This is a genomic window from Streptomyces sp. NPDC088706, from assembly GCF_044752765.1.
GTDB lineage: Bacteria > Actinomycetota > Actinomycetes > Streptomycetales > Streptomycetaceae > Streptomyces.
Genome location: NZ_JBIVLW010000004.1, coordinates 102,174 through 125,926, shown reverse-complemented (window position 1 = coordinate 125,926; position 23,753 = coordinate 102,174). Strand labels below are relative to the sequence as shown.

20 protein-coding genes and 1 pseudogene are annotated in these 23,753 nt (G+C 70.8%); 15 read left to right on the top strand and 6 right to left on the bottom strand.

Annotation, left to right across the window (positions count from 1 at the left end; genetic code table 11):
• The first annotated feature begins 5 nt into the window (after positions 1-5).
• A complete protein-coding gene (locus tag ACIQAK_RS13545; RefSeq protein ID WP_366390477.1) occupies positions 6-761 on the top strand; it encodes an SIS domain-containing protein in 756 nt (251 codons plus the stop codon).
• A gap of 331 nt (positions 762-1,092) precedes the next feature.
• On the opposite strand, the gene ACIQAK_RS13540 is transcribed toward ACIQAK_RS13545, so the two are convergent.
• Together ACIQAK_RS13540 and pdxH are read right to left on the bottom strand one after the other, a co-directional pair.
• Positions 1,093-2,664: a PAS domain-containing protein gene (locus tag ACIQAK_RS13540; RefSeq protein ID WP_366390476.1), complete on the bottom strand. Its 1,572-nt coding sequence runs from the start codon at positions 2,662-2,664 to the stop codon at positions 1,093-1,095.
• 387 nt (positions 2,665-3,051) lie between these two features.
• A complete protein-coding gene (gene pdxH / locus ACIQAK_RS13535) occupies positions 3,052-3,690 on the bottom strand; it encodes a pyridoxamine 5'-phosphate oxidase (protein WP_366390475.1) in 639 nt (212 codons plus the stop codon).
• 375 nt (positions 3,691-4,065) lie between these two features.
• On the opposite strand from pdxH, the gene ACIQAK_RS13530 reads away from it, so the two are divergent.
• Positions 4,066-5,166 (top strand): citrate synthase 2, encoded by a 1,101-nt coding sequence (locus ACIQAK_RS13530; protein WP_366390474.1) that lies wholly within the window; start codon positions 4,066-4,068, stop codon positions 5,164-5,166.
• A 184-nt stretch (positions 5,167-5,350) separates the two neighbouring features.
• A complete protein-coding gene (locus tag ACIQAK_RS13525) occupies positions 5,351-5,908 on the top strand; it encodes a VOC family protein (RefSeq protein WP_366390473.1) in 558 nt (185 codons plus the stop codon).
• Between the two features lie 139 nt (positions 5,909-6,047).
• Here the strand turns inward: ACIQAK_RS13525 and ACIQAK_RS13520 are convergent.
• Positions 6,048-6,727, bottom strand: a pseudogene (locus ACIQAK_RS13520) (DUF4232 domain-containing protein).
• Positions 6,728-6,997: 270 nt separating this feature from the next.
• Here ACIQAK_RS13520 and ACIQAK_RS13515 point away from each other — a divergent pair.
• A complete protein-coding gene (locus ACIQAK_RS13515) occupies positions 6,998-7,672 on the top strand; it encodes an AIM24 family protein (protein ID WP_366390472.1) in 675 nt (224 codons plus the stop codon).
• Between the two features lie 298 nt (positions 7,673-7,970).
• On the opposite strand, the gene ACIQAK_RS13510 is transcribed toward ACIQAK_RS13515, so the two are convergent.
• Complete coding sequence (locus ACIQAK_RS13510) at positions 7,971-8,927, bottom strand: FAD-dependent oxidoreductase (protein ID WP_366390471.1); 957 nt, start codon at positions 8,925-8,927, stop codon at positions 7,971-7,973.
• 10 nt (positions 8,928-8,937) lie between these two features.
• The gene (locus ACIQAK_RS13505; protein WP_366390470.1) at positions 8,938-10,383 is read right to left on the bottom strand and encodes a carph-isopro domain-containing protein; all 1,446 of its coding nucleotides are present in this window, start codon (positions 10,381-10,383) and stop codon (positions 8,938-8,940) included.
• Between the two features lie 204 nt (positions 10,384-10,587).
• On the opposite strand from ACIQAK_RS13505, the gene ACIQAK_RS13500 reads away from it, so the two are divergent.
• From ACIQAK_RS13500 to ACIQAK_RS13460, 9 genes are read left to right on the top strand one after another with little or no spacing between them, the layout of a single operon-like run.
• Positions 10,588-11,121, top strand: coding sequence for an ATP-binding protein (locus tag ACIQAK_RS13500; RefSeq protein ID WP_366390469.1), 534 nt, complete (start codon positions 10,588-10,590; stop codon positions 11,119-11,121).
• 44 nt (positions 11,122-11,165) lie between these two features.
• Positions 11,166-12,476, top strand: coding sequence for a glycosyltransferase family 4 protein (locus ACIQAK_RS13495; protein WP_366390468.1), 1,311 nt, complete (start codon positions 11,166-11,168; stop codon positions 12,474-12,476).
• Positions 12,473-13,471, top strand: coding sequence for a D-2-hydroxyacid dehydrogenase (locus ACIQAK_RS13490; RefSeq protein ID WP_366390467.1), 999 nt, complete (start codon positions 12,473-12,475; stop codon positions 13,469-13,471). The genes ACIQAK_RS13495 and ACIQAK_RS13490 overlap by 4 nt, the downstream gene beginning before the upstream one ends.
• A gap of 3 nt (positions 13,472-13,474) precedes the next feature.
• On the top strand, positions 13,475-14,584 hold the full coding sequence (locus ACIQAK_RS13485) for a radical SAM protein (protein ID WP_366390466.1): 1,110 nt from the start codon (positions 13,475-13,477) through the stop codon (positions 14,582-14,584).
• Positions 14,584-15,696 (top strand): hypothetical protein, encoded by a 1,113-nt coding sequence (locus ACIQAK_RS13480; RefSeq protein ID WP_366390465.1) that lies wholly within the window; start codon positions 14,584-14,586, stop codon positions 15,694-15,696. Before ACIQAK_RS13485 ends, ACIQAK_RS13480 begins: the two co-directional genes overlap by 1 nt.
• A 16-nt stretch (positions 15,697-15,712) precedes the next feature.
• Positions 15,713-16,510 (top strand): radical SAM protein, encoded by a 798-nt coding sequence (locus ACIQAK_RS13475; protein ID WP_366390464.1) that lies wholly within the window; start codon positions 15,713-15,715, stop codon positions 16,508-16,510.
• 23 nt (positions 16,511-16,533) lie between these two features.
• The gene (locus ACIQAK_RS13470; RefSeq protein WP_366390463.1) at positions 16,534-18,249 is read left to right on the top strand and encodes a carbamoyltransferase C-terminal domain-containing protein; all 1,716 of its coding nucleotides are present in this window, start codon (positions 16,534-16,536) and stop codon (positions 18,247-18,249) included.
• A gap of 5 nt (positions 18,250-18,254) precedes the next feature.
• Entirely contained in the window at positions 18,255-18,869 is a 615-nt protein-coding gene (locus ACIQAK_RS13465) for an HD domain-containing protein (RefSeq protein WP_366390462.1), read from the top strand.
• The gene (locus ACIQAK_RS13460) at positions 18,866-19,852 is read left to right on the top strand and encodes a glycosyltransferase (protein WP_366390461.1); all 987 of its coding nucleotides are present in this window, start codon (positions 18,866-18,868) and stop codon (positions 19,850-19,852) included. Before ACIQAK_RS13465 ends, ACIQAK_RS13460 begins: the two co-directional genes overlap by 4 nt.
• A 7-nt stretch (positions 19,853-19,859) precedes the next feature.
• Here ACIQAK_RS13460 and gltX read toward each other — a convergent pair whose 3' ends face one another.
• On the bottom strand, positions 19,860-21,236 hold the full coding sequence (gltX, locus tag ACIQAK_RS13455) for a glutamate--tRNA ligase (RefSeq protein WP_366390583.1): 1,377 nt from the start codon (positions 21,234-21,236) through the stop codon (positions 19,860-19,862).
• A gap of 754 nt (positions 21,237-21,990) precedes the next feature.
• On the opposite strand from gltX, the gene ACIQAK_RS13450 reads away from it, so the two are divergent.
• Positions 21,991-23,070 carry a MarR family transcriptional regulator gene (locus ACIQAK_RS13450; RefSeq protein WP_366390460.1) on the top strand — a complete coding sequence of 360 codons (1,080 nt, stop codon included), beginning with the start codon at positions 21,991-21,993 and terminating at the stop codon, positions 23,068-23,070.
• A 314-nt stretch (positions 23,071-23,384) separates the two neighbouring features.
• A complete protein-coding gene (locus tag ACIQAK_RS13445; protein ID WP_366390582.1) occupies positions 23,385-23,732 on the top strand; it encodes a transposase in 348 nt (115 codons plus the stop codon).
• Positions 23,733-23,753 lie beyond the last annotated feature (21 nt).

Sequence of the window (23,753 nt, the reverse complement as noted above, 5' to 3'; positions counted from 1 at the left end):
CCCCGATGAGCGACAGCAAGCTGGCCGGTCAGTTCTTCGATGCGGCGATCGGCCTGCTGCAGCGGGTGCGGGACGAGGAGTCGGGCTCCATCGCGGCCGCCGGGGCCGCCATCGCCGACACGGTCGCGGCGGGCGGGCGGCTGTTCGCGTTCGGCGCGGGGCACTCCTCCCTCGCCGCCCAGGACGTCGTCTACCGGGCGGGCGGACTGGCCCTGATGAACCTGCTCACGGTGCCCGGCACCGTCGGCGTGGACGTCATGCCCGCCACCCTCGGCTCCGCCCTGGAGCGGGTGGACGGCCTGGCGTCGGCGGTCCTGGACTCCAGCCCGGCGGCCTCCGGTGACGTCCTCGTCATCATCTCGCTCTCCGGCCGCAACGCGCTCCCGGTCGAGATGGCCCAGAACGCCCGCGCCCTCGGGCTGAAGGTCATCGGCGTCACCTCGGTGGCGTACGCGGAGCACACCCGCTCCCGGCACACCTCGGGCGGCTTCCTGCGCGACCACTGCGACATCGTGCTGGACAGCAAGATCGCCATCGGGGACGCGGAGCTGAGCACCCCCGGCGTCGAAGCCCCCTTCGCCCCGGCCTCCACCGTGGTGACCAGCGCGATCATGCAGGCGATGATGGCGGCCGCCGCCGAGCAGCTGGTGGCCCGCGGCATCGAGCCGCCGCTCCTGCGCTCGGGGAACGTCGACGGCGGCCACGACTGGAACGGCCGGGTCATGACGGAGTACCGGGAGCGGATCTTCTACCGCCACTGAGCCCCGCGCCCTCGCCCGGCGCGTGGCGGCGGGCCTGCGCCCGGCGCGTGGCGGCGGGCCTGCGCCCGGCGCGTGGCGGCGGGCCTGCGCCCGGCGGAGCGGCTCGAACAGCGGCGGTACGGTCGCCGGGTCGACCACGGGCCCGGTGTCGGCGACCTCCAGGCCGCCCGGGCCGGGCCGGACCCGTACCGTCCCGCCGGGGTGGTTGTGGCGCAGCGCGTTGGCGACCGGGTTGTGCACGAGGTGGTGGTACCCGGGAGTCTTCGGGATGGCGCCCCCGGGGCTTGAGGTGGTGGCACCCGGGGCCGCGAGGTCGCGGCCCCGGACGCCCTCAGTCAGTCGGCCGGCCCGCCGCCCGCGCCAGGTCGACGGCGACCGCGACCCGGGCCGCCACCGTCTCCGCGTACGCCGTGTCCGGGCGCTCGAAGGCGGCCCGGTTCGCCGCGCGCAGGAACGTCAGCACCCCCAGCGTCCGCCCCCGGCTCCGGAGCACCGTGCACAGGGCGTGGACCGCGTCCCGGGGCCAGCGGCGCTCCGCCGCCCAGGCCGCCGCCGCTCCGGCGTCCCCGGCACCCGCGCTCGTACGGACCGAGCCGGTGCGCTCGACGGCCTGGAGGGCGGGGTGCCCGGGGCCGTAGCGGACGGGGATGGCACCGCCCGCCACCAGCAGGCACGGCCCGGGCGTGTCCGAGGGCGTCGCGGCGGTACGCACCAGGCGCTCGTCCGCCGCCGGCCCGCCCGGCCTCGCACCGCCCGCCGTCCAGCTGCCCGGCCTCGCACCGCCCGCCGTCAGGTCATCCGGCGTCCGGCCCCCCTGCATCGCACCGCCCGCCGTCAGATCGAGCAGCACGTGGTCGGCGAATCCGGCCAGCGCGAAGTCGAGCAGGGAGGTCGCCGCCTCCATCGGGTCCTGGCACTCGGAGGCCGTACGCGCCGCCCGGTGCAGCTGGCTCGTGCGGAACCGCAGCCGGTCCGCCTCCTGCTGCGCGAGCTTGGCGGCGGTGACGTCCCGGAACAGCCACCCCACCCCGAGCGGAACCGGCTCCTCCGTCAACGGCGAGGCCAGCCGCAGGAACCCGCTGCGCCAGCAGCGCCGCCGCTCGCCCTCCGCCGTACGCAGCGTCACCCACAGCTCGGCCGGGGCGCCCGGCGCGCCTTCGGCGAGCACATGGTGCAGGGCCGCCTCCAGCTCCTCGACCCCTTGGACCACCAGCTCGCCGAGCGGCCGGCCGAGGAGGGTGGTGCGGCCGCCGCCGAGCGCACGGGAGGCGTACGCGTTGACCACGGTCGGGCGGAGGTCGACGTCCACGAGCACCACGCCCCAGGACGCGTCCTCCAGGAGCGCCTCGCTCAGCGCGATGGACCGCTCCAGGTCGATCTGCGCGTGCACTTCGCTGAACGCGCAGTACACCCCGGCCGGCTTGCCGCCGGCGCCCAGCACCCGGGCGGACTGGGTACGGACCAGCACCCGGCTGCCGTCCTTGCGCAGCAGCGCGAACTCGTGGACCTGGCGCCCGGGCGCCTCCATGGCGGCCATCAGCCGCCCCTGCACCTCGTGCGCGTCGGCCCGCCGCACCGCCCATCCCGCGAACCCCGTACGCCCCACGGCCTCCTGCGCGGACCAGCCGAGGATGCGCTCGGCCTCGCGGTTCCAGTGGGTGACCGCACCGCCCGCGTCGAAGGCACAGAGGGCCGCGTCCATACCGTCGAGCAGGGCGGCCAGCAGCTCGGCGCCGGAGTCGGCGCCGAGCCCCCCGGCGCGGGCGGCGGGCAGCTCGGGGCTCCTGGGTCCACCCGTGTCCCCGGAGCCTCCTGGTCCGCCGGAGCCGCCCGGGGGATCGCTGCCGGCGCCCTCGTCCGGTCCGAGCGCGTCGGTGGTCCCGCTGCTCCTGGAAGCACCCACTCCGTACCCCCCGCAGAACGTGTCGGCCGTTTCCCCGCGCGTCTCCGCGCGTATTGCTGCACGTCAGATCATTCAACTCGAACGTGACCCAGCGCACATCCCCCTTCGCCAAATAAATGGGTTGAACCGCAGCGGGGGCCGCTCCTAGGCTGGGACCAGCGAAGAAAGGAGGTGTTCCGGAAGTGATTTCTTCTCGGACTCGTGAGGTGACTGCGGGCTGACGCCCGTCGTCGCGCTCTTTGCAGTGCATGGCCGGACGCCGGCCAATCCCCAGCAGTCACCGACCCGCAGGCTCGCCGGTAAGTCCGGCCGGCTCCTCTGTGCACGGAGGAACCAGAGCCTGCGGGTTTCTGCTTTTCCCTGGGTTGTCCCCAGGTGAGACGGGCCCTACGGGCAGAGCCGCTCCACCCGCCACCCGCCGCCGGACCCCTGGCCCTTCCTCACGTACCGCAGCCGGTCGTGCAGCCGGTTCCCGTGCCCCTGCCAGAACTCGATGGTCTCCGGGACGACCCGGAAGCCGCCCCAGTTCGGCGGCGCGGGCACCTTCTCGCCCTCCGGGTAGCGCGCGGCCAGCTCCTCGTACCGGCCGATGAGCTCCTCGCGGGAGCCGATCACCGTGGACTGGTCGCTGGCCCAGGCGCCGAGCTGGGAGCCGTGCGGACGGGTGCGGAAGTAGCCGACGGTCTCCTCGCGGGAGACCCGGGAGGCGGTGCCGGTGACGATCACCTGGCGGGCCATGGGGTGCCAGGGGAAGAGCAGCGAGATGTGAGGGTTGGCGGCCAGCTCGCGGCCCTTGCGGGAGCCGTAGTTCGTGAAGAAGACGAAGCCCCGGTCGTCGTACTGCTTCAGCAGGACCGTACGCGAGGAGGGACGGCCGTCCGGGGTGGCCGTGGACACGACCATCGCGTTGGGCTCGTGGAGCACGCCGCCCGCGGCGACCTGGCGGAACCAGCGGGCGAACTGGTCCATTGGATCGGGGCAGAGATCGGACTCGGTGAAGTCCTCGGAGCGGTAATGCTCGCGCATGGCCGCGGGATCGATGGCCGAGTCGTCGGGGGCCGGGCCCGAGCGCCTTGAGGAACCTGGAGAAGGAGCCTGGCGGGCCTGGTCCGCGGCCGACGCGGAGTGCTGTGCGGAGGGGTCTGGTGTGGGCACGGCCCCATCCTGCCGCAGCAGCCGAGTGTGCCCGGCGGGGAGGGCCGGTAACCACGCACCGCCGAAATGGGGTCCTGTGCCGGATGTCACGCTTCCCCGCTCCGTGGGAACCCGCCAATATCTTGGGGCGGGCCCCTGTGGTCTTCGCACAGCCGCGGCCTGAGTACACCGGCGTCCACGGACGTCCGTACGGACGTGGCCGCAGGGGCCGTCGCCCATCCGCCGCCGAACTGAGGGAGCCGCCTGATGTCCGACTTCGTACCCGGTCTTGAGGGAGTCGTCGCGTTCGAAACGGAGATCGCCGAACCGGACAAGGAAGGCGGTTCGCTCCGCTACCGCGGGGTCGACATCGAGGACCTCGTCGGCCATGTCTCGTTCGGGAACGTGTGGGGCCTGCTGGTGGACGGGGCGTTCAACCCCGGGCTGCCGCCGGCCGAGCCGTTCCCGATCCCCGTGCACTCCGGAGACATCCGGGTCGACGTGCAGTCCGCGCTGGCGATGCTGGCCCCCGTCTGGGGCCTGAAGCCGCTGCTGGACATCGACGAGGCGACCGCCCGGGACGACCTGGCGCGGGCCGCGGTGATGGCCCTGTCGTACGTCGCCCAGTCGGCGCGCGGCCAGGGGCTGCCGATGGTGCCGCAGAGCGAGATCGACAAGGCGCAGTCCGTGGTGGAGCGGTTCATGATCCGCTGGCGTGGTGAGCCGGACCCCAAGCACGTCCAGGCGGTGGACGCGTACTGGACCTCGGCGGCCGAGCACGGCATGAACGCCTCGACGTTCACGGCCCGGGTCATCGCCTCCACCGGCGCCGACGTCGCGGCGGCGCTCTCCGGCGCGGTGGGCGCGATGTCGGGCCCGCTGCACGGCGGCGCCCCGTCCCGGGTCCTCGGCATGATCGAGGAGATCGAGCGTACGGGGGACGCGACCGCGTACGTGAAGCAGGCCCTGGACCGGGGCGAGCGCCTGATGGGCTTCGGCCACCGCGTCTACCGCGCCGAGGACCCGCGCGCCCGCGTCCTGCGCCGCACGGCCCGCGAGCTGGCCGCGCCGCGCTTCGAGGTGGCGGAGGCACTGGAGAAGGCGGCCCTGGAGGAGCTGCACGCGCGGCGTCCGGACCGGGTCCTGGCGACGAACGTGGAGTTCTGGGCGGCGATCGTGCTGGACTTCGCGGAGGTCCCGGCGCACATGTTCACGTCGATGTTCACGTGTGCCCGTACGGCGGGCTGGTCGGCGCACATCCTGGAGCAGAAGCGCACGGGCCGCCTGGTGCGCCCGTCGGCGACGTACGTGGGCCCGGGCACGCGGAACCCGCGCGAGATCGAGGGGTACGCGGACATCGCGGGGTGAGCGCCTGGTGGGCGCAGGGGGCGCTCGTCGGCGTACGGGATGCTCGTCGGCGTAAGGGGCGCTCGTAGGCGTACGGGATGCTCGTCGGCGTAAGAGGGGCTCGTAGGCGTAACGGGGTGCGGGATGTTGGATGTGCCGGCACGGGGTACTCGTACCGGCACGTCTTCGACCCGAGGAGGTCACCGTGACCACCACCCCGCGCCCGCCGCGACCGTCCCTGACCCTGTCCAGCACGGTGCTCGACGCCCCGGACGCGGCGGAGCTGGCGGACTTCTACCGCCGCCTCCTGGGGTGGGAGCCGGTGCAGGACGAGCCGGGCTGGGTGAAGCTCCTCCCGCCCGGCGGCGGCTCCGGCCTGGGCTTCCAGACGGAGAAGGAGTACGCGCCCCCGGTCTGGCCCGCCTCCCCCGGCGACCAGCGGATGATGCTGCACCTGGACTTCGAGGTGACGGACCTGGAGGCGGGCGTGGCCCACGCGGTGGCGGAGGGCGCGACGCCGGCGGAGTTCCAGCCACAGCACGACGTACGGGTGCTGTTGGACCCGGCGGGCCACCCGTTCTGCCTGTTCGTGCGCGACCAGGTGCCGGGCGAGACCCCGGCGATCAGCCCGGAGTGGGTGGCTGAGCAGGCCCGGGACATCAGGTCGCAGGACCGGGTGACGGCGGCGGACGCGGTGGAGCCGGACCGCTGGGAGGCGGCGGGCACGCCGGAGCCGGAGGCGGGGGACGGAGTGCCGGCTTAGCCGGAGGGGCTCCGGCTAAGCCAAACAGGCCCCCGGCTCAGCCGGTGGGTTTCCAACTCATCCGCAGGGCCCCCGACTCATCCGGTGGGGCCGTCGGCTCATCCGCAGGGGCCCCGACTCATCCGAAGGGGACGTCGGCTCAGTTGAAGGGAACGGCGTCCTTCGGGGCGGTGTGCCAGTTGGTGACGACTGGCTTGTCGACGTTGATGGTGCCGACATCGAGGGAGACCGGGTCGGGGTCGTCGTTGCCGACGGCCACGATGATGCTGTCGAGCTCCTTGCCCCCGTCGGTGTTGGTGGTCTTGGGGTTGACTCCCGCGTAGGCGACCGTCCCCCCGCCGAGCGTGATCTGCTTGCCCACGGACTGCTCGGCGGGCCCGGCCTCGGTGCCGTCGGACCCGAAGGCCACGGTCGGCAGCGCGGCCGGCAGGACACAGGTGATCCCGGACTTGGCCTTCGCCATGACCAGGATGTAGCCGCCGGCCTGGCTCTCGGAACGGGTGCTCCAGGAGAGGTCGTCGGCCCCGCAGACCTGCCCGACCTGCTCCCGCTGCCCGGACCCGGTGTCGGCGCCGGAGCCGTCCCGGCTGCTCTCGGCGGAGGGGGTGGCGGAGGGAGTTTCGGAAGCTCCGCCGGAAGCGTCTGCGGAGGCGGACGGGGTGGCCGAGGGGCTGCCCGCCCCGCCGGAGGGGGAGCCGCTCTGCGCGGCACCGTTGTCCACGCTCCCGCCGGTGTCCTGACATGCCGTCACCAGCATGGCGCCGCCCACGAGGGCCGCGGAGACAGGAGGGCCTTGCGGTGGTGGCGGTTGCCGAACATGAGATCCCCTAGGTCTGGGTCGGTGGTCCGAGACAGAAGCACTTTCCGGTCTCCCGTTGGATTCCGGATCACCCAGGAGGAGCGCGCCGCGCGCCGCGGGGATCCCGGCGTCTCCGATCCCGGACATCGCCGTCACAGCCGGGTTACATGATCTCGAAACAGTGGCCCGGGCGGAGACGAGACCCAGGCCCGGAAGCCCTAGGCCGAGCAGTGGGAGCGGAGTACTCGGCTCCGAGGCTGCCCGCGCGAGGCCGGGGTAAGCGGTGCGGCATGAGCCGAAACCTGTTCGACCCCGAGAACTTCATCCAGCCTGCCCAGGCCCCCGGGCTGACGCAGGAGAACCCCATGGCGGTGCGCTACGCCGTCAAAGGCGAGGCGTACGCCCGCCAGGGCACGATGGTGGCCTGGCGCGGTTCGCTGTCGTTCGAGCGGCGGGGCCAGGGCGTGGGCAACTTCCTCAAGCGCGCGGTCACCGGCGAGGGGCTGTCCCTGATGACCGTCAGCGGCGAGGGCGAGGCGTGGTTCGCCTCCGACGCGGCGCACTGTTTCCTCGTGGACGTGGACGAGAGCCACGGTCTCACCGTCAACGGCAAGAACATCCTGTGCTTCGACGCATCGCTCAGCTACGAGATCACCACCGTCGAGGGTGCGGGGATGGCCGGTGGCGGCCTGTTCAACTGCACCTTCGGCGGGACCGGCCGCCTTGCGCTGACCAGCGCGGGCGTCCCGCTCGTGCTGCCGGTCACGCCCGACTCGCCGGTGTACGTCGACACCGACGCGGCTGTCGCGTGGAGCCCGCAGCTACGGCCGTCCCTGCACCGGTCGCAGAGCATCGGCTCGATGTTCAAGGGCGGCAGCGGCGAGGCGGTTCAGCTGAAGCTGGAGGGTGAAGGGGTCGCGGTGGTCAATCCGGGAGAGCCCAAGCCGGCGCAGGCGTCCTCCTGAGCCCTCCCCCCTCCCCCGCCGGACGCCGAGGCGTGACGCCCGGGTGCCGGGCCGATCCCGCCCACGCCGAAGGCCTTCGGCAAGCAGGAGGTGTGGGCCGACCGCAGGGCCCCCACCTCCTGCACGGCTCACGCCCTGGCGGGCCGGATGACGGCCGACGGGTCCCGCAGCCACACCTGCTGCCACCCTCCGGCGAAGGCATTCCCGCAGCCTGGTCCGTACCTCATGGAAGGCGGCCGACCTGGGTGGCAGTGCCCTTGAGCACGGGGATGCGTGTGATGGGTGTCCGGCATGGTCGTCACTTGGCAGAGAGCAACTTCCGAGCTTCTTCGGCACACCCCCACGAGAGCGTGACGCCGGCACCCCCGTGCCCGTAGTTGTGGACGACTACGGTGCCGGTCTCCTCATCTCGCTCCGCTTCCATCCGAACCGTGGCACGGCTTGGTCGAACACCGATCCGATGCTCCAGGACGCGCACCTGAGCGAGGCGGGGTTCGACCTGGATACAGCGGGCCAGGATGCCCGCAGCCGCCATGTCGTCGGGGGCGAGGCCGCCTTCGTCGTCGATGGCTGTGCCGCCCAGGACGACGGTGTCGCCGTGGGGATAGAAACACAGAAGGTCCGGGGAGAGGCCGGTGTCCTCGGAGAAGAACTCGGTCAGCCCCGGGTTGGTGACGACGACGTGCTGTCCGCGGGTAGGCCGGAGGTCAGGGTCCGGAAGCAGATCCTTGGCACCGAGACCCGTGCAGTTGACGATCGCGGGGGCAGGGCCGACTTCCGCGAGCGAGGTCAGGCGTCGCCGCTCGATCGTTCCCCCGGCGGCATGGAGGCGACGAAGGAGGTAGTCGAGGTAGGTGGGCATGTCGATCAGCGGCACCGTGAACCGGTAACCGGCCGAAAACCCGACCGGCAGTTCAGTCGGCTCGCACAGTCGGAAGCCGGGCAACGTGGTGGCCCAGTCCGGTGGGGCCTCAGCCGTGCGGGACGCCTCGATTCCGCTGGTGAGTCGAACGCCCGTGGCCGGGTCCTCGGCCAGTTCGCGCAAGATCTCCAGGGACCGCTGCCCCCACTGGTCGACCTTGTTCTTCGGCTCGACCAGATACGGGCCCCACATCGCTCCGGCCGCCAGTGACGTGACGCCGGGCACCTGCTCGGCAATCACACGCACTGAGGCTCCGGCCTCGGCGAGAACGACGGCGGTGGTGAGTCCCGCCACCCCAGCCCCGACAACGACAATGCGCTCCCCGGCGGTCATGATCCTGACCCTACTGACCAGGTGGCGTCGACGGGGCATGTTCGGCGAGGGCGTGCTCCAGGGTCGGCAAGAAGCTGCGCACGTGCGCGTTGCGCTGTCGGCGGCGCAGGTCTGCGGCGAGCTGGTGGAGCAGGGCCGCGCTGCGAGGTGAACGCACGACGTCGAGGCGGTCAGCGACGATCCGACCGACCTCACAGGCGGCCTCCAGATCACCATGAGCGCTGTGGCCCAAGGCCAGCCACGCCCCTTCGAACATGGCCCTGCGCTGGCTGGGGTCGCCGCGCGGCACGTCGTACGCCCCGGACCGGAGCATCTCCGTCCCTCCGGCGAGGAACCGTCGCCCCCTCGTGCCCCTGTCCACTTTCAGCTGGGCGCGGCCCATCTGTATGAGGCCGTAACCGGCCTGGCAATCCAAGTGGTTGTCGGTGAGGAAGTACATCCAGCGCGGCTCTTCTCGGCCTCCGTCCCGGCCGGCGATCAGTTCGCGGGCGGCCCCGCAGGTGTGGGCGAAGTCGTTGTCACGACCGGCGGCGGCGTACGCGTAGGCGAGCCGCGACAGTACGGATGCTCGGACGACCGGCGGTGCGGCATCACTGGCACGGCGGGCGGCTTCGCCGAGGACGATGGCGTCCGCCGGGTGCCCCCGGCTCGCCGCCTGGAACGAGAGGTCGCCGAGGATGTGAGCACACAGGGGCAGGTCGTTGGCCTGGTGTGCTGCCCGCAGCGCGGTGGCGAAGTAGCGCTGCGCCAAACCGTGGTCGGCGGCGTCGAAGGACATCCAGCCGGCCAGCTGACCGATCTCCGCGAGCGCGCGGACGAGGCGGCTCGTGACAGCGGGAGCCTGATCACCTTCGCGGATCAGCAGACCGACCGCACGGAACTGGGCACCCACGTAAGGAAGGTGACGTGCCCCTCCGTGCTCGTCGTCGAGCGCGGAAAGCATAGGTAGATGCTGTTCAACCTGGTCCACCAGCGGATCGGTGCCCACGGATGGTGTAATCCGGGGCGCGTACTGACCGCGACCCGCAGTGCCGTCGAGGTACTGGGAGACGATCGCCAGAAGCCCTGCACCCGAGATCGCGAGGAATCGGCGTCGGTCGACGAGCCCTCCCATCACCCAGTCCTCCACGATCGCCTCCATGCCGCGCACAGTCCAGGGCCGTGCGAGATCCGTGTCCGCCGGGACGAGTGCCGAGGAGTCACCCACGCGGCCCTGCCAGAGTTCGGCCACCGAGACAGGTCTACCCAGTTCCTGGGAGAGCACGTAGGCAGCCATCATGGGTAACGGCAAGCGCGGAAGGGATCCGGCGTCGCGCCAGTGGTACGGCGCCGAATCGGCCACCGTCCCTGCTCCGAACACCCTGTTGAGTTTGCGAGCGAGCGCTTTCGGGCTCCATCCGAGTTCATTCAGGCACCCCGCCAGTACGTCGTTGGATTGCCCTGCCTGCGGTGCCACGTGTGACCACCTCTTGCCCCAGTGGTTCATCCATCACTTCTCGCGCTCTCTCATGGTGACGCCCTCGGGTGACCGAGTCGCCCCCTTCTCAGAGAAGTTGACCGAGTTGACCCGTTGATCGGGTCCTGCGCGACCCCCTCCTCCGGTCTTCTTGGATTCCGGCGAAGGCGCCGCCCTTGGTGCCGACAGAGAAAGAGGTGGGTCTTGAGACACCGCACGAGCACCTCCCGAGGCCGTCTCGGCAGTGTGCTGGACCACGGCACCGAGCGTCCGGACTGCGTCCCGGAGTCCGGGCCCACCGACGGCGCCGGCGCGACCACACTGATCACGGATCTGCCGTACGGGCCCAAGGCGGCCGAGGTCGCTCGGCAGGCTGTGGCTGTCGCACTCCACGGCGCCGAGGCGGACCTCCTCGATGACGCCCGATTGATCACATCCGAGCTCGCCACGAACGCGTTCGCCTCGGGCAGCCCACCCCTGGTCCTGTGCGTCGACCGCACGACTCCGCCCACCGGCGGCCTGGAGGTCGAGATCACCGTCACCGACGGCGGCTGCTGTCACGTCGCTCCGCCTCCTCCGTCGGCTCCGTCGGCTCCTAGTGATGAGACCGAATCGGGACGAGGGCTGGTCATTGTCGAGGCCCTGGCCAATGCCTGGTTGTTGACGACCGGCGCCCACGGCACCCGCGCCTGGTGCCGACTCGCCCGCGAGGCCCGCCCTTCGACGGCCAACACCTGATGCCCACGCCCGCGATACCCCGTTCTTGAAGGAGGCACCACACGGTGCGCATCGACGAAGCGACTCCACCACCCCAGCCCACGGCCGTACCGGAGCTTGTCCGTCCGCCCCGTGTCGTCGTCACGCTCCACGAGGGCCTCTACGGCACGGCGTCGGGCACCGGCTTCAGCAACCGCGCCTTCCTCACGGCCCTCGCCCGCCTGCTGCCGCCGGGCCGCCTCTCCGTCATCGCCCCGCACGTGGCGGAGACGGCAGGAGCGCACGACGGACGGTGGGCCGGCGAGGTCCAGCAGATGCTGCGACAGGCCGAGGCCGACGTCATCACGATCCCGGAGGTCCAAGCGGCGCCGGAGTCGATCCACGGTTCCGTGCAGCTATGCGGCCTGGCGGGTGAGATGGCCGCACGCATCGCTGAACGAGCGAGCCGGTGCCTCCTCATCGGCCTCGACATCCCGTTCCTCGGACTGGCCCCCTACCTGTCGCCCACCACGGACCTGCTACTCGTTCCCCGCTCCACGACGGCACTGACGCGACCCAAGGACATCTCCCGAGTCCGCTGGGAGCGGGACGCTCTGCGGGCGGCGACGGTCCGAGGGGGACTGGTCGGCGCCATCTCCTCGCACATGCGGGGCCATCTCATCGTCAGCTACGCCGTCCCCCGGGGAAGCATCGTGAACGTCCCCAACGGGCTGATCCAGGAGGAGACGGTCCGACCGACCAGCGCACCGACCCTACCCTTCAGGGCCCGCGCCGGCTTCCTGCTCGCCATGGGCCGTGCCGTGCCGACGAAGGGGTTCGCCGACCTCCTGGAGGCGCTGCGCATCCTCAAGGAGCGCGGGGTCCGCGCTCCGCACCTGCTCCTGGCGGCCGTGACTTCGGACGAACCCGAGCGTCCGACCCCGTACCAGGCGGATCTGGCAGCACGCATCCGCACCTATGGCCTGGACGCGACTCTGATCACGCGCTTCACTCCCGCGATCCGCGCCTGGCTGCACAATCCCGCCCTGCGGGCGGTCGTCGTGCCCTCCCGAGTGGAGCCGTTCGGGCGCATCCCCCTGGAGGCGTTCGCGGCCGGTGCGGGCCCGGTGGTGGCGACCACTGCCGGCGGGCTGGCTCGCACCGTCGTCGAGGGCGAGACCGGCTTCACCGCCGCCCCGCAGGACGCCAGGTCGCTGGCCTCCGCCCTGCACCGCGCCTTGACTGTCCTACCCCGAGAACGCGATCGGCTCCGGAGCGCCGGGCTGGCTTTGGTGCGCTCGCGCCACGACTACGAGGCCGGCATCGGCTTCGCGATCGACCGCATCGCCCCCTGGGCTCTGATGGCGGAGTCCAACGCGGAGGGCCAGGCACGATGAACCGGCCGGTGGTGTTGATCAGTCTGGAGTCCCCGCACTCCTTCTGGCGGTTGTCCGCCGAGCACGAACGGGCGCTGTCCGCCGCCTTCCCCGGTATCGAGTTCCGTACGGCGACCGAGCAGGCTGTGCCGCATCGGCTGGCCGAAGCACATGTCTACTTCGGCTGGAGGTTCGAGCCGTCGTGGCTGTTCGGCGCGCCTCACCTGAGGTGGATCGCCTCCCCAGCCGCCGGCACCGACCATCTGCCCATTGCGGAGGCCCACTCCGTCGGCGTGGCTGTGACCCGCTCCTACGGGTTCCACGGTCGGCCTATGGCCGAGCACGCCATGGGGCTGGTCCTGGGTTTCTCCCGCGGGCTGTTCATGAGTCAGCGAGTCCAGCGGAACCGGTCCTGGTGGAAGGACGACCTCGCCGAGGAGTTCTTCGACCTGGCGGGCGCGACGATGACCATCGTCGGCTGCGGCAGTATCGGCGGCCACCTCGCTCGTGCGGCCCGGTCCTTCGGGATGGACGTCATCGGCGTACGGCGGACGCCGCCGGCGGCCGCCGGGGGCGGGATCACGTGGATGCACAGGTCGGCGGTGCACCAGGCGGTCGCCGTCGCCGACGTGGTGGTCGATCTGCTGCCCGCCACGCGGGCCACGGACCGCTTCTTCGACCACGACCTCTTCACGGCGTTCAAGCCCGGGTCCCTCTTCCTCAACCTCGGCCGCGCGGCGACCGTTGATCAGGCGGCGCTCCTGGCCGCCCTCAACGCGGGCCGCCTTCGAGGCGCCGCTCTGGACGTCTGCGAGCCGAAACCGCTGCCCGCCCGCCATCCGCTGCGGCTCCACCCCAGGATCGTCCTCACGCCGAAGAGTTCCACGCTCTGCCGTACGTACATGGACGATGCGGTCGCGTTCTTCGCCGACAACCTGCGCCGCTACCTCACCGACCAGCCACTCGACGGCCCGGCCGAGGTGCCCGCTGCCCACTCTCCCTTCGTAGGAGGCTGACTGATGCCCACCACACGTCACGGCAATGTGGCCGCCGCCTTCGCCACGACCGGCCGCAACCATCCCTATCTGGCCTTCACCCTGAACTCGCTGTGCAACCTGGACTGCGTGTTCTGCAAGCCGCGCTGCATGCCGGACTACGGGCACAAGGACCGTCCCCTGACTACCTCCGACTACGCGGCCATCGCCGCCGAGGCCGGCGCCTGGAAGATCCGGAAGGCGCACTGCTCCGGCGGGGAGCCGACCCTCCGGGCGGACATCCTCGACGTGATCGCCGGACTCGCCGACGGGCTCGGGCCCGACGCCGCGATCGGCATGACCAGCCACGGCAACCTACGCCGCGGGCTGAGCGTCGAGAAGCTTCACCGCGCCGGCCTGACGTACCTCAACCTCAGCCTGCACAGCCTCGACCCCGACCGGTCCGCCGAGATCATGGGCGGCGGCGACCCGCGCGATACCCGGCGCACCCTCGATGCCGCCCTCGCCCTCGGCCTGCGCGTGAAGATCAACTGCGTTCTCCAGCGCACCTACCTGGAGGACGCCTTAGCCGTCGCCGAGCTCGCCCGTGACCTGCCTGTCGCCGTCCGGCTGATCGAGCTCCAGAACATCGGCCCCGCCCAGGCGCTCTTCGACACCGAGTTCATCAACGAGGCGGACGTCCGCTACCGCCTCCACGAGTGGTTCGCGAACGCCGGCGAAGTACGCAGGGATGAGCTCGGGGTCCGCAGCCCCGGGCAGTACCTCCGCCCTGACGGCTGGGCCGGATCGATCGGCTTCATCTCCAACTCCAGCTGCGCCACCTGCTCCGACGCCAACCGCATCAAGATCACGCCCACGGGCGTGGCCCGCCCCTGCATCCTCCACAACCGCGATATCCCCCTGAAGTCCCACCTCGCCGACAACACCCTCGGCGACGCCTTCGCCCACCTCTTCCAGGCGATGCTCGGCCGCAACACCAACGACGCCTGGCAGGGCTTCCACTACGTGGACTACGACCTGCGCTGGGACCGAACGGAGCGCCCCGAAGGCACCCCCGTCCTACCCGTGCTGCCTCTCCTCACCACGGACGCGGTCCGGCCCACCTGCTCCCGCGCCTCCACGGGCGATCGGTGATGGCGGTGGTCGGAACGCCACCCCTCTACCTGGAGCTCGGAGCGCTGTACGAACGCGAGCTGGACGCTCACGGCGTGGGCGCGGTGATGCTCACCCACAAGTGGCAGCCCGCCGACCTGCTGGCTCCCCACTCCGACATCGACGTGCGGGTCCTCCTCCCCCAGGCCCCGGCGGACTGGGAGGAGTGGAACCATCGCCTGGCCTCAGCGCACGCCGCTGCGGTCGGCAGGGAGGTCTCCCACCGGCGTCTCCTGGAGCATCCGCCCGGCTTCGCGTTCACGGTGGCCGAGGCCGACGCACGGCTCGTCTCCGCGCCAGAGCTCGCGACCTGGTCGCTGATCAGCGGAAGCTCCCGGGACGTCCAGCACTGGAAGTCCCGGGCCCAGATGGCGCCGTGGTGCGACACCGACGAGCGGTTCTACCGGGGAATCCTCCAAGGGCGGCTGGGCGGCCGGTACCAGCCGGCGGCGGACAGCACCGACAACGTAGTGGAGGACATCGCCGCGTACCGGCGCCACTGCGTGGTCTGGCACTACCTCGCCCCGTGTTGGTTCGCTGCCGCCGCGCTTGCGACACGGACCCGATGCCCCGGCAAGACGGCTGCCCTCACCCAGTGGCGGCCGGACGGGCTGGACGGGTACGCCGAGCTGTTCCTCGGGCACTCCGAAGACCGATCCGACGCTCGCGGCCCACGTCACCTGTATCGCACAGCCCATGTCGCCCTGGAGGCGGCCATGCGCCGCGTCCCGGACGCGGACCGCCCCGTCGGCCAAGGCAAGCAGCACGCCCGTACCGATTGGGTGATGGCCGCCGGGATGATCCGCGTACGCGTCGCCCGCTGGCTGTACTACCTCGATCCACCGCCCGCCGTAGCCACCGACTACCTGATGCGACGGGAGGCGAATGAACTCCGGGCCGCCGCGCGGTCGCTGAATGCGCTCGCGGCAGACGGGGCCACCCCAACCCAGCGTCTGGCCGCCCGGATGGCGGCTCTGATCCCCACCGGACCGACCACCGCCGACACCCTGCGCGCGACCCTCGCTCGCTGGCAGCGGCAGAAGTCCACCGTGCAGGACTTCCTCAGCCTCACCCCTGATCACATCCACCTCTGACGCAAGGAGTCCCGCCATGTCCACGCGTGCGCCCGTGCCCCGCGCCCTGAAGACGGCGAAGATCAAGATCACGACAAAGTGCAACCGGTCCTGCGACTTCTGCATCTTCGCCGACGGCGCCCAGGGCGAGAGCATGTCCCTGGACTCGTTCTTCGCCATCCTCGCCAGGCTGGAGGTCATCCCCTTCCAGCAACTGCACATCAACGGCGGCGAGCCCACCGTCCACCGGGACTTCCCCGCCCTCAGCGAAGCGGCCCGCACCCGCCTGCCCGACAAGGTCATGGTCCTGGGCACCAACGCCATCACCCTGGCCCGCAACAAGCGGATCATGGAGGCCACTCTCCGCTCGTACGACCAGGTCCTCATCGGCTGCGACGACGAGCACGAGAACTACGACGAGGTCCACGCCGTCGTGCCCCGCCTCCGCGAGGCAGGCAAGACCGTGGTCATCAACAGCGTGCTGGAAGGCATCAGTTCCACCCGCCTCACACAGCTCGCGGGGCTGTGTGACACATACGGCGCCATCCACGTCACCAACCACGTGCACCACGTCGACGTCGGCCAACCGGCCAACGAGCTGCGCGGCATCTGCGACCGCTACCTCGACCAGCACCTGATGGTCGAGATGGACGGGTCCTGCTACCGCTGCTTCAACGCCATGGCGAAGGTCGACAGCGAATTCAGCATCTGGGACGAGGACTTCGCGGCCAAGGTGTTCGCGCCGCGCGGCCACCACTTCCGGTTCTGCCTGCGCTGCCACGAGTACACCGACTCCGGCGGCGTCCCCCGCCCCACCCCCGCCCTCGCCGTCTGACGCCGGACCGGAGGTACACGACCATGCCCGCAGTCCTCGGACTGAACTTCCACCACGACACCAGCGCCGCCTTACTCGTCGACGGCCGTCTCTACGCGGCCGAAGAGGAACGCTGGAGCGGCGTCAAGCACAACCACCCCACCCGCAAGGGCACGCTCGCCTCCCCGACCCGGGCGCTCCAGTGGTGCCTGGAGGCCGCCGGCATCGAACCGCAGGACATCGACGCCGTCTGGGCCGCCTCCATGCGCCCCAACCTCGCCGCCGGCTGGTGGCTGGCCGAGGAGCGCGACGAACTCGCAGCCCTCCTGCCCGCTCCGCTCGGCGAACACCTCCGCCTCCTCTCCCACCACACGGCCCACGTGCTCTCCGGCTACCTGCTCTCCGGTCACGACCACGCGGCGGGCCTCGTCATCGACGCCGGCGGCTCGTCCCTCGGCTCCGACTTCGGCCCTGGCCGGGAACGCATCACCGGGTATGACCTGCGACCCGATCGCATCGACCGGCTCCACCAGGGCATGCCGACCGTCGTGCCCAGCCCGCTCGGCCCCCGGCGCGTTCACTCCTCCCTCGGGCACTTCTACCGAAACCTCGCCCGCCGGGTGATCCCGCCCGGCGACGAGCCCGAGGGCAGCATGATGGCGCTCGCGGCCTTCGGCGATCCCCATCGCTACGGAGCCCAGGTCCGGGATCTCGTACGACTCGGCGACGACGGCGAGGTCCACATCGACCACCCCTGGGGCTCGGCGGACAGCAGCACACCGCTGCTGCTCGGCGGCCGGGCCTGGACCGCCGACAACGTCGCGGAGCATCCGGAACACGAGCGGGCCGACCTGGCTGCCGCCGCCCAGGGGGTCTTCGCCGAGGCCGTCGTCCACATCGCCCGCCACCTGCAACGGCTCACCAGAGCCTCGACGTTGGTGTTCTCGGGCGGGTGCGCCTTGAACTCCCACCTCAACGGTCAGTTGGCCGCCGACAGTGGCTTCGACACCCTGTTCGTGGCGCCGGCCCCGCACGACGCCGGCACCGCCGTAGGTGCCGCGCTCTACGGCTGGCGCTACCAGCTCGGGCAGGAGCGCCCCCCAGTGCCGACCGACGCCGCCTGGGGCCCGCCTCCGGGCGCCCTGCCCGCGACGACGGTGCCACCCGGATACCGAGCGTTGACCAGCCTCGGGCAGGGAGTGGCACCCACGGTGGCCGCGCTGCTCGCGGAACAGCACATCGTCGGCTGGGTACAGGGGCAGCTCGAATTCGGGCCGCGAGCCCTTGGCCATCGCTCGATCCTCGCCCACCCCGGCCACACCGCCACGCGTGATCGGCTCAACGCGATCAAGAAGCGAGCCACGTACCGTCCCTTCGCCCCAGCCGTCCTCGCCGAGCACGCCACGGAGTGGTTCATGTCGGCCGGAGACCCCTTCATGAACCGCGTCGCCCACGTCCGCCCATGCCGCGCCGAGCACATCGCCGCAGTCACTCACCACGACGGCACCGCCCGCGTCCAATCCGTCACCGCCGACCATCAGGGCCTGCGCGAAGTCCTGGAGCGATTCCACGATCGCACCGGACTGCCGCTGCTGCTGAACACCTCCTTCAACCGCAAAGGCACCCCGATCCTGCGCACCGCCGAACAGGCCGTGGCAGCGGCAACGGATCTCGCCCTCGACGCTCTGGCGGTCGGGGACACCCTGCTGCTCGCCGACCACGTGTCCGACCCCCGTGCCACAACTCTCCCTACGAGGTGAGGCGGATGAACCCCATCAACCTGCACCACGTCCTGACCGTCCTCGGCGCCGATGCGTGGACTGCGGACGAGCAGTCCCGCGCTCGCGTCGCCGGTGCCCTCGCCCTCACGGTCTACGACGCTCGCACCCGCGACCAGGGCACCCCGTACCTTGAGCACCCGCTCGCCGTCATCACGCTCCTGAGGACGGAGATCGAGGTCAGCCAAGTCGAGCCCCTCCTCCTTGCCCTCCTCCACGATGCCCTGGAGGTAGCCCCCGCATCGGAGTCGCTGCTCGTCCAGCACCTTGGTGCCCCGTTCACCAGCCGTTTGCGTGCGATGACGGCGGACCACCGCCTGGAACAGCGGCCCAAGGCCGCCGGCGACGAGATCAGCTGGCGCTTCAAGCAAGCCGCGTTGCCTGCTGAGAACCTCCTCGTCCGGCTCGCAGACCGCCTTCACAACCTGCGCGATCTCGCTGCATCGCCCAACGTCGACAGGCGTCGGCGGTTCCTCCAGAGTCTGGAGGACTTCTACCTCCCGCTCGCCGACGCCGCCCGCGGCCTCAGCCTCCACCTGACGGCCATGCACGCGCTGCTCCGCTCCGAGTACGTCCAACACCAACAGGAGGTACGTCCGTGAAACGGGTCGTCCACTCGATGGAGCCGGTCGGCCGGACCGGCGGGCGGGTCTACCTGCGGATGCTCCACGAGGCGACGGCCGACGACCTGGAGTGGCGCACGGTCCCGGACCACAAACGCACCTATCGCGTCCGCCGCTGGCGCAAGCTCCGCCACCTCGCCCGCCTGGCCCCGACGATCCGGGCACTCGACGGCGCCTGTGGAACCTTCGTGTGGGACGACCTGAGCCTGCTGCTCTTCACGCCGGAAATGCGTGCCCGCACGGTATTCCTCCTGCATCACTACGAGCCCTTGCAGCACGACTCCGCCCCTGTCGAGGCCATGCTCTGGGAGCGCCTGTTTCGGATACTGCCCCAGTGCGCCGCCGTGGTCTGCGTCGCCCCGTACTGGGCCGACTTCCTCCAGGCCAGAGGCGTGCGCAACGTGCGGGTGATCTACAACGCCTTCGACATGACGGAGGTCGAGCGGGCTCGAGGCTTCGACCGCGCCGAATGCCGCGCCGAGTTCGACTTGTCCTCGGACGTGATCGGGGTGTACGCGGGCAAGGCTGTGCACTGGAAGGGCACGGAGGAGGTTTCGGCGGCCCTTGCCAGCGCTCCCGGGTTGCGGGTGATCACCAGTGGCAGCAACACCATCGGCTTCGGCGGTGCCCACTACGACGTGGAGCGCGAGCGGTACCTGCGGTTGCTCTGCGCGTGCGACGTCGGCGTCTTCCTCCCTCGGATGCGGGAGGGCTGGAGCCGCTGCGCAGCCGAGGCCCTACTGCTCGGCCTGCCCTGCCTGATCCGCCCGGTGGCCGGCCTGGGTGACCTCACCGCGCTGACCGGCCAGCCGGCCCCGAATCTCGGTCTCCTGCCGGCACAGGTCCGGGAACGCGCGGCGGCACGGCAGACCGAGGCCAAGGCGGCGTACGAGGCGCTGGCCCGGTTCGATCTGAACTACTTCGGAAATGCCTGGGGCGACCTTCTCGCAAAGGTCGCCTGACCAGCGGCTATGCCTGCGCGGCGGCCAGCTTCTTGGCCGCCGCGTCCAGACGGACCAGCACGCGTCCCCGGCCGAGCAGCTCCATGGACTCGAACAGCGGGAGTCCGATCGTCCGGCCGGTAACCGCGACCCGGATGGGCGCCTGCGCCTTGCCCAGCCTGAGGCCGTGTTTCTCACCGACGGCGAGCAGGACGGCCTTCAGGTCGTCCGCCTTCCAGTCCACGACGGTGGCCAGCTCGGCACGGGCGTCGGACAGGATGTCGCCGGCGCCCGCCTTCATTGCCTTGTTCCACGACGCCTTGTCCGAGACCGGCTCGTCGAGGAACAGGAAGTCCACGTAGCTGGTGATCTCCGACAGCAGCGCCAGTCGGGTCTGGGCCAGCTGCGCCGCCACCTCGAAGACGTCCTTGTCGAATACCTCAGGCTGCCAGGGCGCGTACGGGGCGACGAGCCACGGCGCGCAGGCATTGGCGAACTGCTCAGGCGACAGCGCGCGAATGTAGTCGCCGTTGAAGGCAGTCAGCTTCTTCACGTCGAAGAACGCCGGTGCGGTGTTGACGTCCTCGATCCGGAAGAGCTGCTCCAGCTCCTCGTACGGCATGATCTCCCGGTCGCCGCCGGGGCCCCAGCCGAGGAGCATGAGGTAGTTGACGATCGCCTCGGGCAGGAAGCCCTCGGCGAGGTAGGCCTCCAGCGCGACCTTGTCGCGGCGCTTGGACAGCTTTTGCCGCTTCTCGTTCACGATCACCGGCAGGTGCGCCCATACCGGCGGCTTCGCACCGAGCGCCTCCCACAGCAGCTGCTGCTTCGGCGTGTTCGACAGGTGCTCCTCACCACGGATGACCTGCGTGATGCCCTCATCGAGATCATCGACCACGTTCGCAATCAGGAAGACCGGAGACCCGTCACCCCGGGCGATCACGAAGTCCTCGATCGCGCTGTTCGGGAACGCCGGCCCCCCGCGGACCAGGTCGACCACGACGGTCTCGCCCTCGTCCGGCGTCCGGAACCGCAACGCCCGGCCCTCCTCAAAGGTAAGCCTCCGCTCCCGGCAGAACCCGTCGTACCCGAGGTGCTCCGACCCCGTCCGCTCCTTCAGCTGCTCCCGGGTGCAGTCGCAGAAGTACGCCCGACCGGCCGCGAAGAGCAGTTGAGCCGCTTCCCGGTGCCGGGCGGCGTTGTGTGACTGGAAGTACGGCCCCTCGAAAGCCGGGTCTTCGCCATGAATGCCGATCGCGGCGAGCGCGTTGACGATCCCGTCGATCCACTCCGGCTTGTTGCGGGCCACATCGGTGTCCTCGATCCGCAGGACGAACGTGCCACCTGACTGTCGCGCCACCGCCCAGTTGTAGAGAGCGGACCGCGCACCGCCGACATGGAACATGCCGGTCGGGGACGGGGCGAAACGAACACGAACCGGGGCAGTAGACATGCGCTCCAGAGTACCGACGCCGGACCCCCTGGACTGGCCACCTCTCAACCGGTCCGCTGACAGACGTCGTGGCCACGAAGAGCGCCGCATCGACCTTGAGGACACCCTCGCGCCGATCAGTTCTTGGACTTCCCTGCTAGGGATCTTGCACATGGGCGCTTATCGCTTGTACTGGATTACCCTGCTCAGCCCATCGGGAAGGCACCCCAGCACGGTTGTCATGCGAGCACCAACCCCCGCACGTCGGTGTGCACCCGTCACGCCGGCACAGTCCCATCGGGAACAAGCAGGCAACTGCGATGCGCCGCGCCGAAGCTCCCAAGGAACGGTGCAAGTGCAGGTCGCGTTCCCGAAGCTCGGGTCCCGCGGCTCAAGGCCCGGGCTTCGAGCCTCGGGACAGCCCGTTCACCCTTCCGGGGGTACGTGGGCGGGGCCCCGGCCCGAAGCTCGGGGGCCGGGACGCGGGCGTCGGGATGCGGGGCCCGGGGTTCGAGCGCCTTCTTTAACCGGTAGGTGAGAGAAGGGGGTTGGGAAAACCGCCCCTACCTCCCTGACCCGTCAGCGGCAGCAAGTATGACTAATCGTGACAGCTTGCGGCGCAGCGTCACGACTGCTTACGGTTCGAGAACCAAGCGACCCCGACCAGTGTTGGAAGCACCAGGCCGGGGTCTGACCGCAAGATCGAACCCCTAAGAAAGACGATCCCGTGGCTAACCAGCACCCTAGCCCCGCCCTGCTCACCCCCGCACGCTCCGCCGCGTACCCGATGGCCAAACCCGGATACGGCAAACGCTCCGCGCCGGACCAACGTCCCCGTGCGCGCGACGACTTCAGCCTGCTGCCAACACGCGAGCGATACGTCGCCGGGTTCGTCGACCACCTCCCCGAGGGCGCGGCGATGAGCGTGAAGCAGCTGGCCAAACAGCTCCCGCTCTACGGGCAGCAGGCCATCTCCACCGCCCTGAGGGCCTTGTCCGTCGCCGGGCACCTGCGGCGCGTCCGGTGCGCGGTCGGCACGGGCGACGAGACCCGCTGGGTCTTCCGCACCTTCTGGTCCCGTACCGCGCGCGACAACGAGTGGTGGAACGCCTATCTCGCAGCCGAGAACACCGCCCGGGCCGTCAGCCCCGCACCGGACGTAGCGGATGAGCTGGATGTACCGGACGCACCGGACGTAGCGGATGAGCTGGATGTACCGGACGCCCCGGCGCCCGGCGCCGTACCGCACCAACGCACCTCGCCCCGGGGCCAGGACGCAGCACCCCAGCCTCCCGCTCCCCGCACGGCCCCGGCGTCTGCCCCGAGCCCATCCGGCTCCGCCAGGGCCACTCCCTCCCCCGCCTACCTCGCTCTGGCCCGCCTCGGCCGTGACGACCACCGCCTCGCCCTCTCCGCCGCCGACTGCGCCGACCTGGAGGCACAGGCGGCGCAATGGCTCGCCCGGGGCGTGAGCGTGGACTACCTGACCAGCGCCCTGACGGCAGGACTCCCCGCCACGGTCGACTCCCCCGTCGGATTCGTCCGGCGCCGGCTCAGCGACAAGATGCCGCCCCGGCTGCCCGCCGAGAAGACCGCGCCCGGCACCCCTCCCCCGCCCGGCCGCATCCTTATGGAGTGCACCGACTGCGGCCGCCCCGGCCACCCGGACGCCCTCCCCGACGGCCTCTGCCGCTCCTGCCGCACCGCCCACCGCTCCGGACCTGATGAGGACCCGCTCCACCCCGCCGAGACCGCCGCCATCAAGGCGCGGATGGCCAACCTCCGCACCCTGCTCAAGACTCCGTGAACCCAGGATGCTGAGGCACCGGAAAGCCGAGGCCCAGGGGCGCATGTGCACTTCACTCGCTGCTGCGCGGTAGCGGGTGACCGAAACACTGACGACGCACCCCTCTGTGATACCCGTGCACTTGCCCCGCCGGCAGTTCAGTCCAGGCGAGCCGTCCCGCCTCAGAAGCCGTTGCCCTATCGATCTTGAGTGCGGTGTGATCGAAAGTGGCTGCCGGGGCGGTGAACTTGGTCCTGCCCGTGCATGAGGACAGGGCCTCTGGTGCAGTTCGGAGTTGTTGAGAACACCGAGCATGCCAGGAGGCCCTGTTGTCCATGTTGTACGCGGCCGAGGGCGAGGATCTCAACTCGTCGGCCATGTCGTGCGATTGTCTCGCTCACCGGTTCGGGAACGCGGCCGATCAGCCTGGCCGGGCGCCGGCGTACAGCACGGATCTGACGGACATCGAGTGGCGGGAGATCCGTCCGCCGCTACCGGTGCCGGGGTGGCTGGAGGGCCGGGGCGGATGTCCGGAGGGCTACTGCCACCGCCAGATGCGCGATGCTGTCTTCTACGTCCTCGACAACGGGATCAAGTGGCGGGCGATGACGGTGGACTTCCCCGCCTGGGACCGCGTCCACGCCTTCTTCCGACGATGGCGCGAGGGAACTCCCGGCCCCTAAGGAATAGGACTGCCGGGCCTA

Bases quoted from the DNA above. Each gene is read 5' to 3' on its own strand.
- ACIQAK_RS13545 (WP_366390477.1), top strand. From the start codon at position 6: ATGAGCGACAGCAAGCTGGCCGGTCAGTTCTTCGATGCGGCGATCGGC.
- pdxH (WP_366390475.1), bottom strand. From the start codon at position 3,690: ATGCGCGAGCATTACCGCTCCGAGGACTTCACCGAGTCCGATCTCTGC.
- ACIQAK_RS13530 (WP_366390474.1), top strand. From the start codon at position 4,066: ATGTCCGACTTCGTACCCGGTCTTGAGGGAGTCGTCGCGTTCGAAACG.
- ACIQAK_RS13515 (WP_366390472.1), top strand. From the start codon at position 6,998: ATGAGCCGAAACCTGTTCGACCCCGAGAACTTCATCCAGCCTGCCCAG.
- ACIQAK_RS13510 (WP_366390471.1), bottom strand. From the start codon at position 8,927: ATGACCGCCGGGGAGCGCATTGTCGTTGTCGGGGCTGGGGTGGCGGGA.
- ACIQAK_RS13490 (WP_366390467.1), top strand. From the start codon at position 12,473: ATGAACCGGCCGGTGGTGTTGATCAGTCTGGAGTCCCCGCACTCCTTC.
- ACIQAK_RS13485 (WP_366390466.1), top strand. From the start codon at position 13,475: ATGCCCACCACACGTCACGGCAATGTGGCCGCCGCCTTCGCCACGACC.
- ACIQAK_RS13480 (WP_366390465.1), top strand. From the start codon at position 14,584: ATGGCGGTGGTCGGAACGCCACCCCTCTACCTGGAGCTCGGAGCGCTG.
- ACIQAK_RS13475 (WP_366390464.1), top strand. From the start codon at position 15,713: ATGTCCACGCGTGCGCCCGTGCCCCGCGCCCTGAAGACGGCGAAGATC.
- ACIQAK_RS13470 (WP_366390463.1), top strand. From the start codon at position 16,534: ATGCCCGCAGTCCTCGGACTGAACTTCCACCACGACACCAGCGCCGCC.
- ACIQAK_RS13465 (WP_366390462.1), top strand. From the start codon at position 18,255: ATGAACCCCATCAACCTGCACCACGTCCTGACCGTCCTCGGCGCCGAT.
- gltX (WP_366390583.1), bottom strand. From the start codon at position 21,236: ATGTTCCATGTCGGCGGTGCGCGGTCCGCTCTCTACAACTGGGCGGTG.
- ACIQAK_RS13445 (WP_366390582.1), top strand. From the start codon at position 23,385: ATGTTGTACGCGGCCGAGGGCGAGGATCTCAACTCGTCGGCCATGTCG.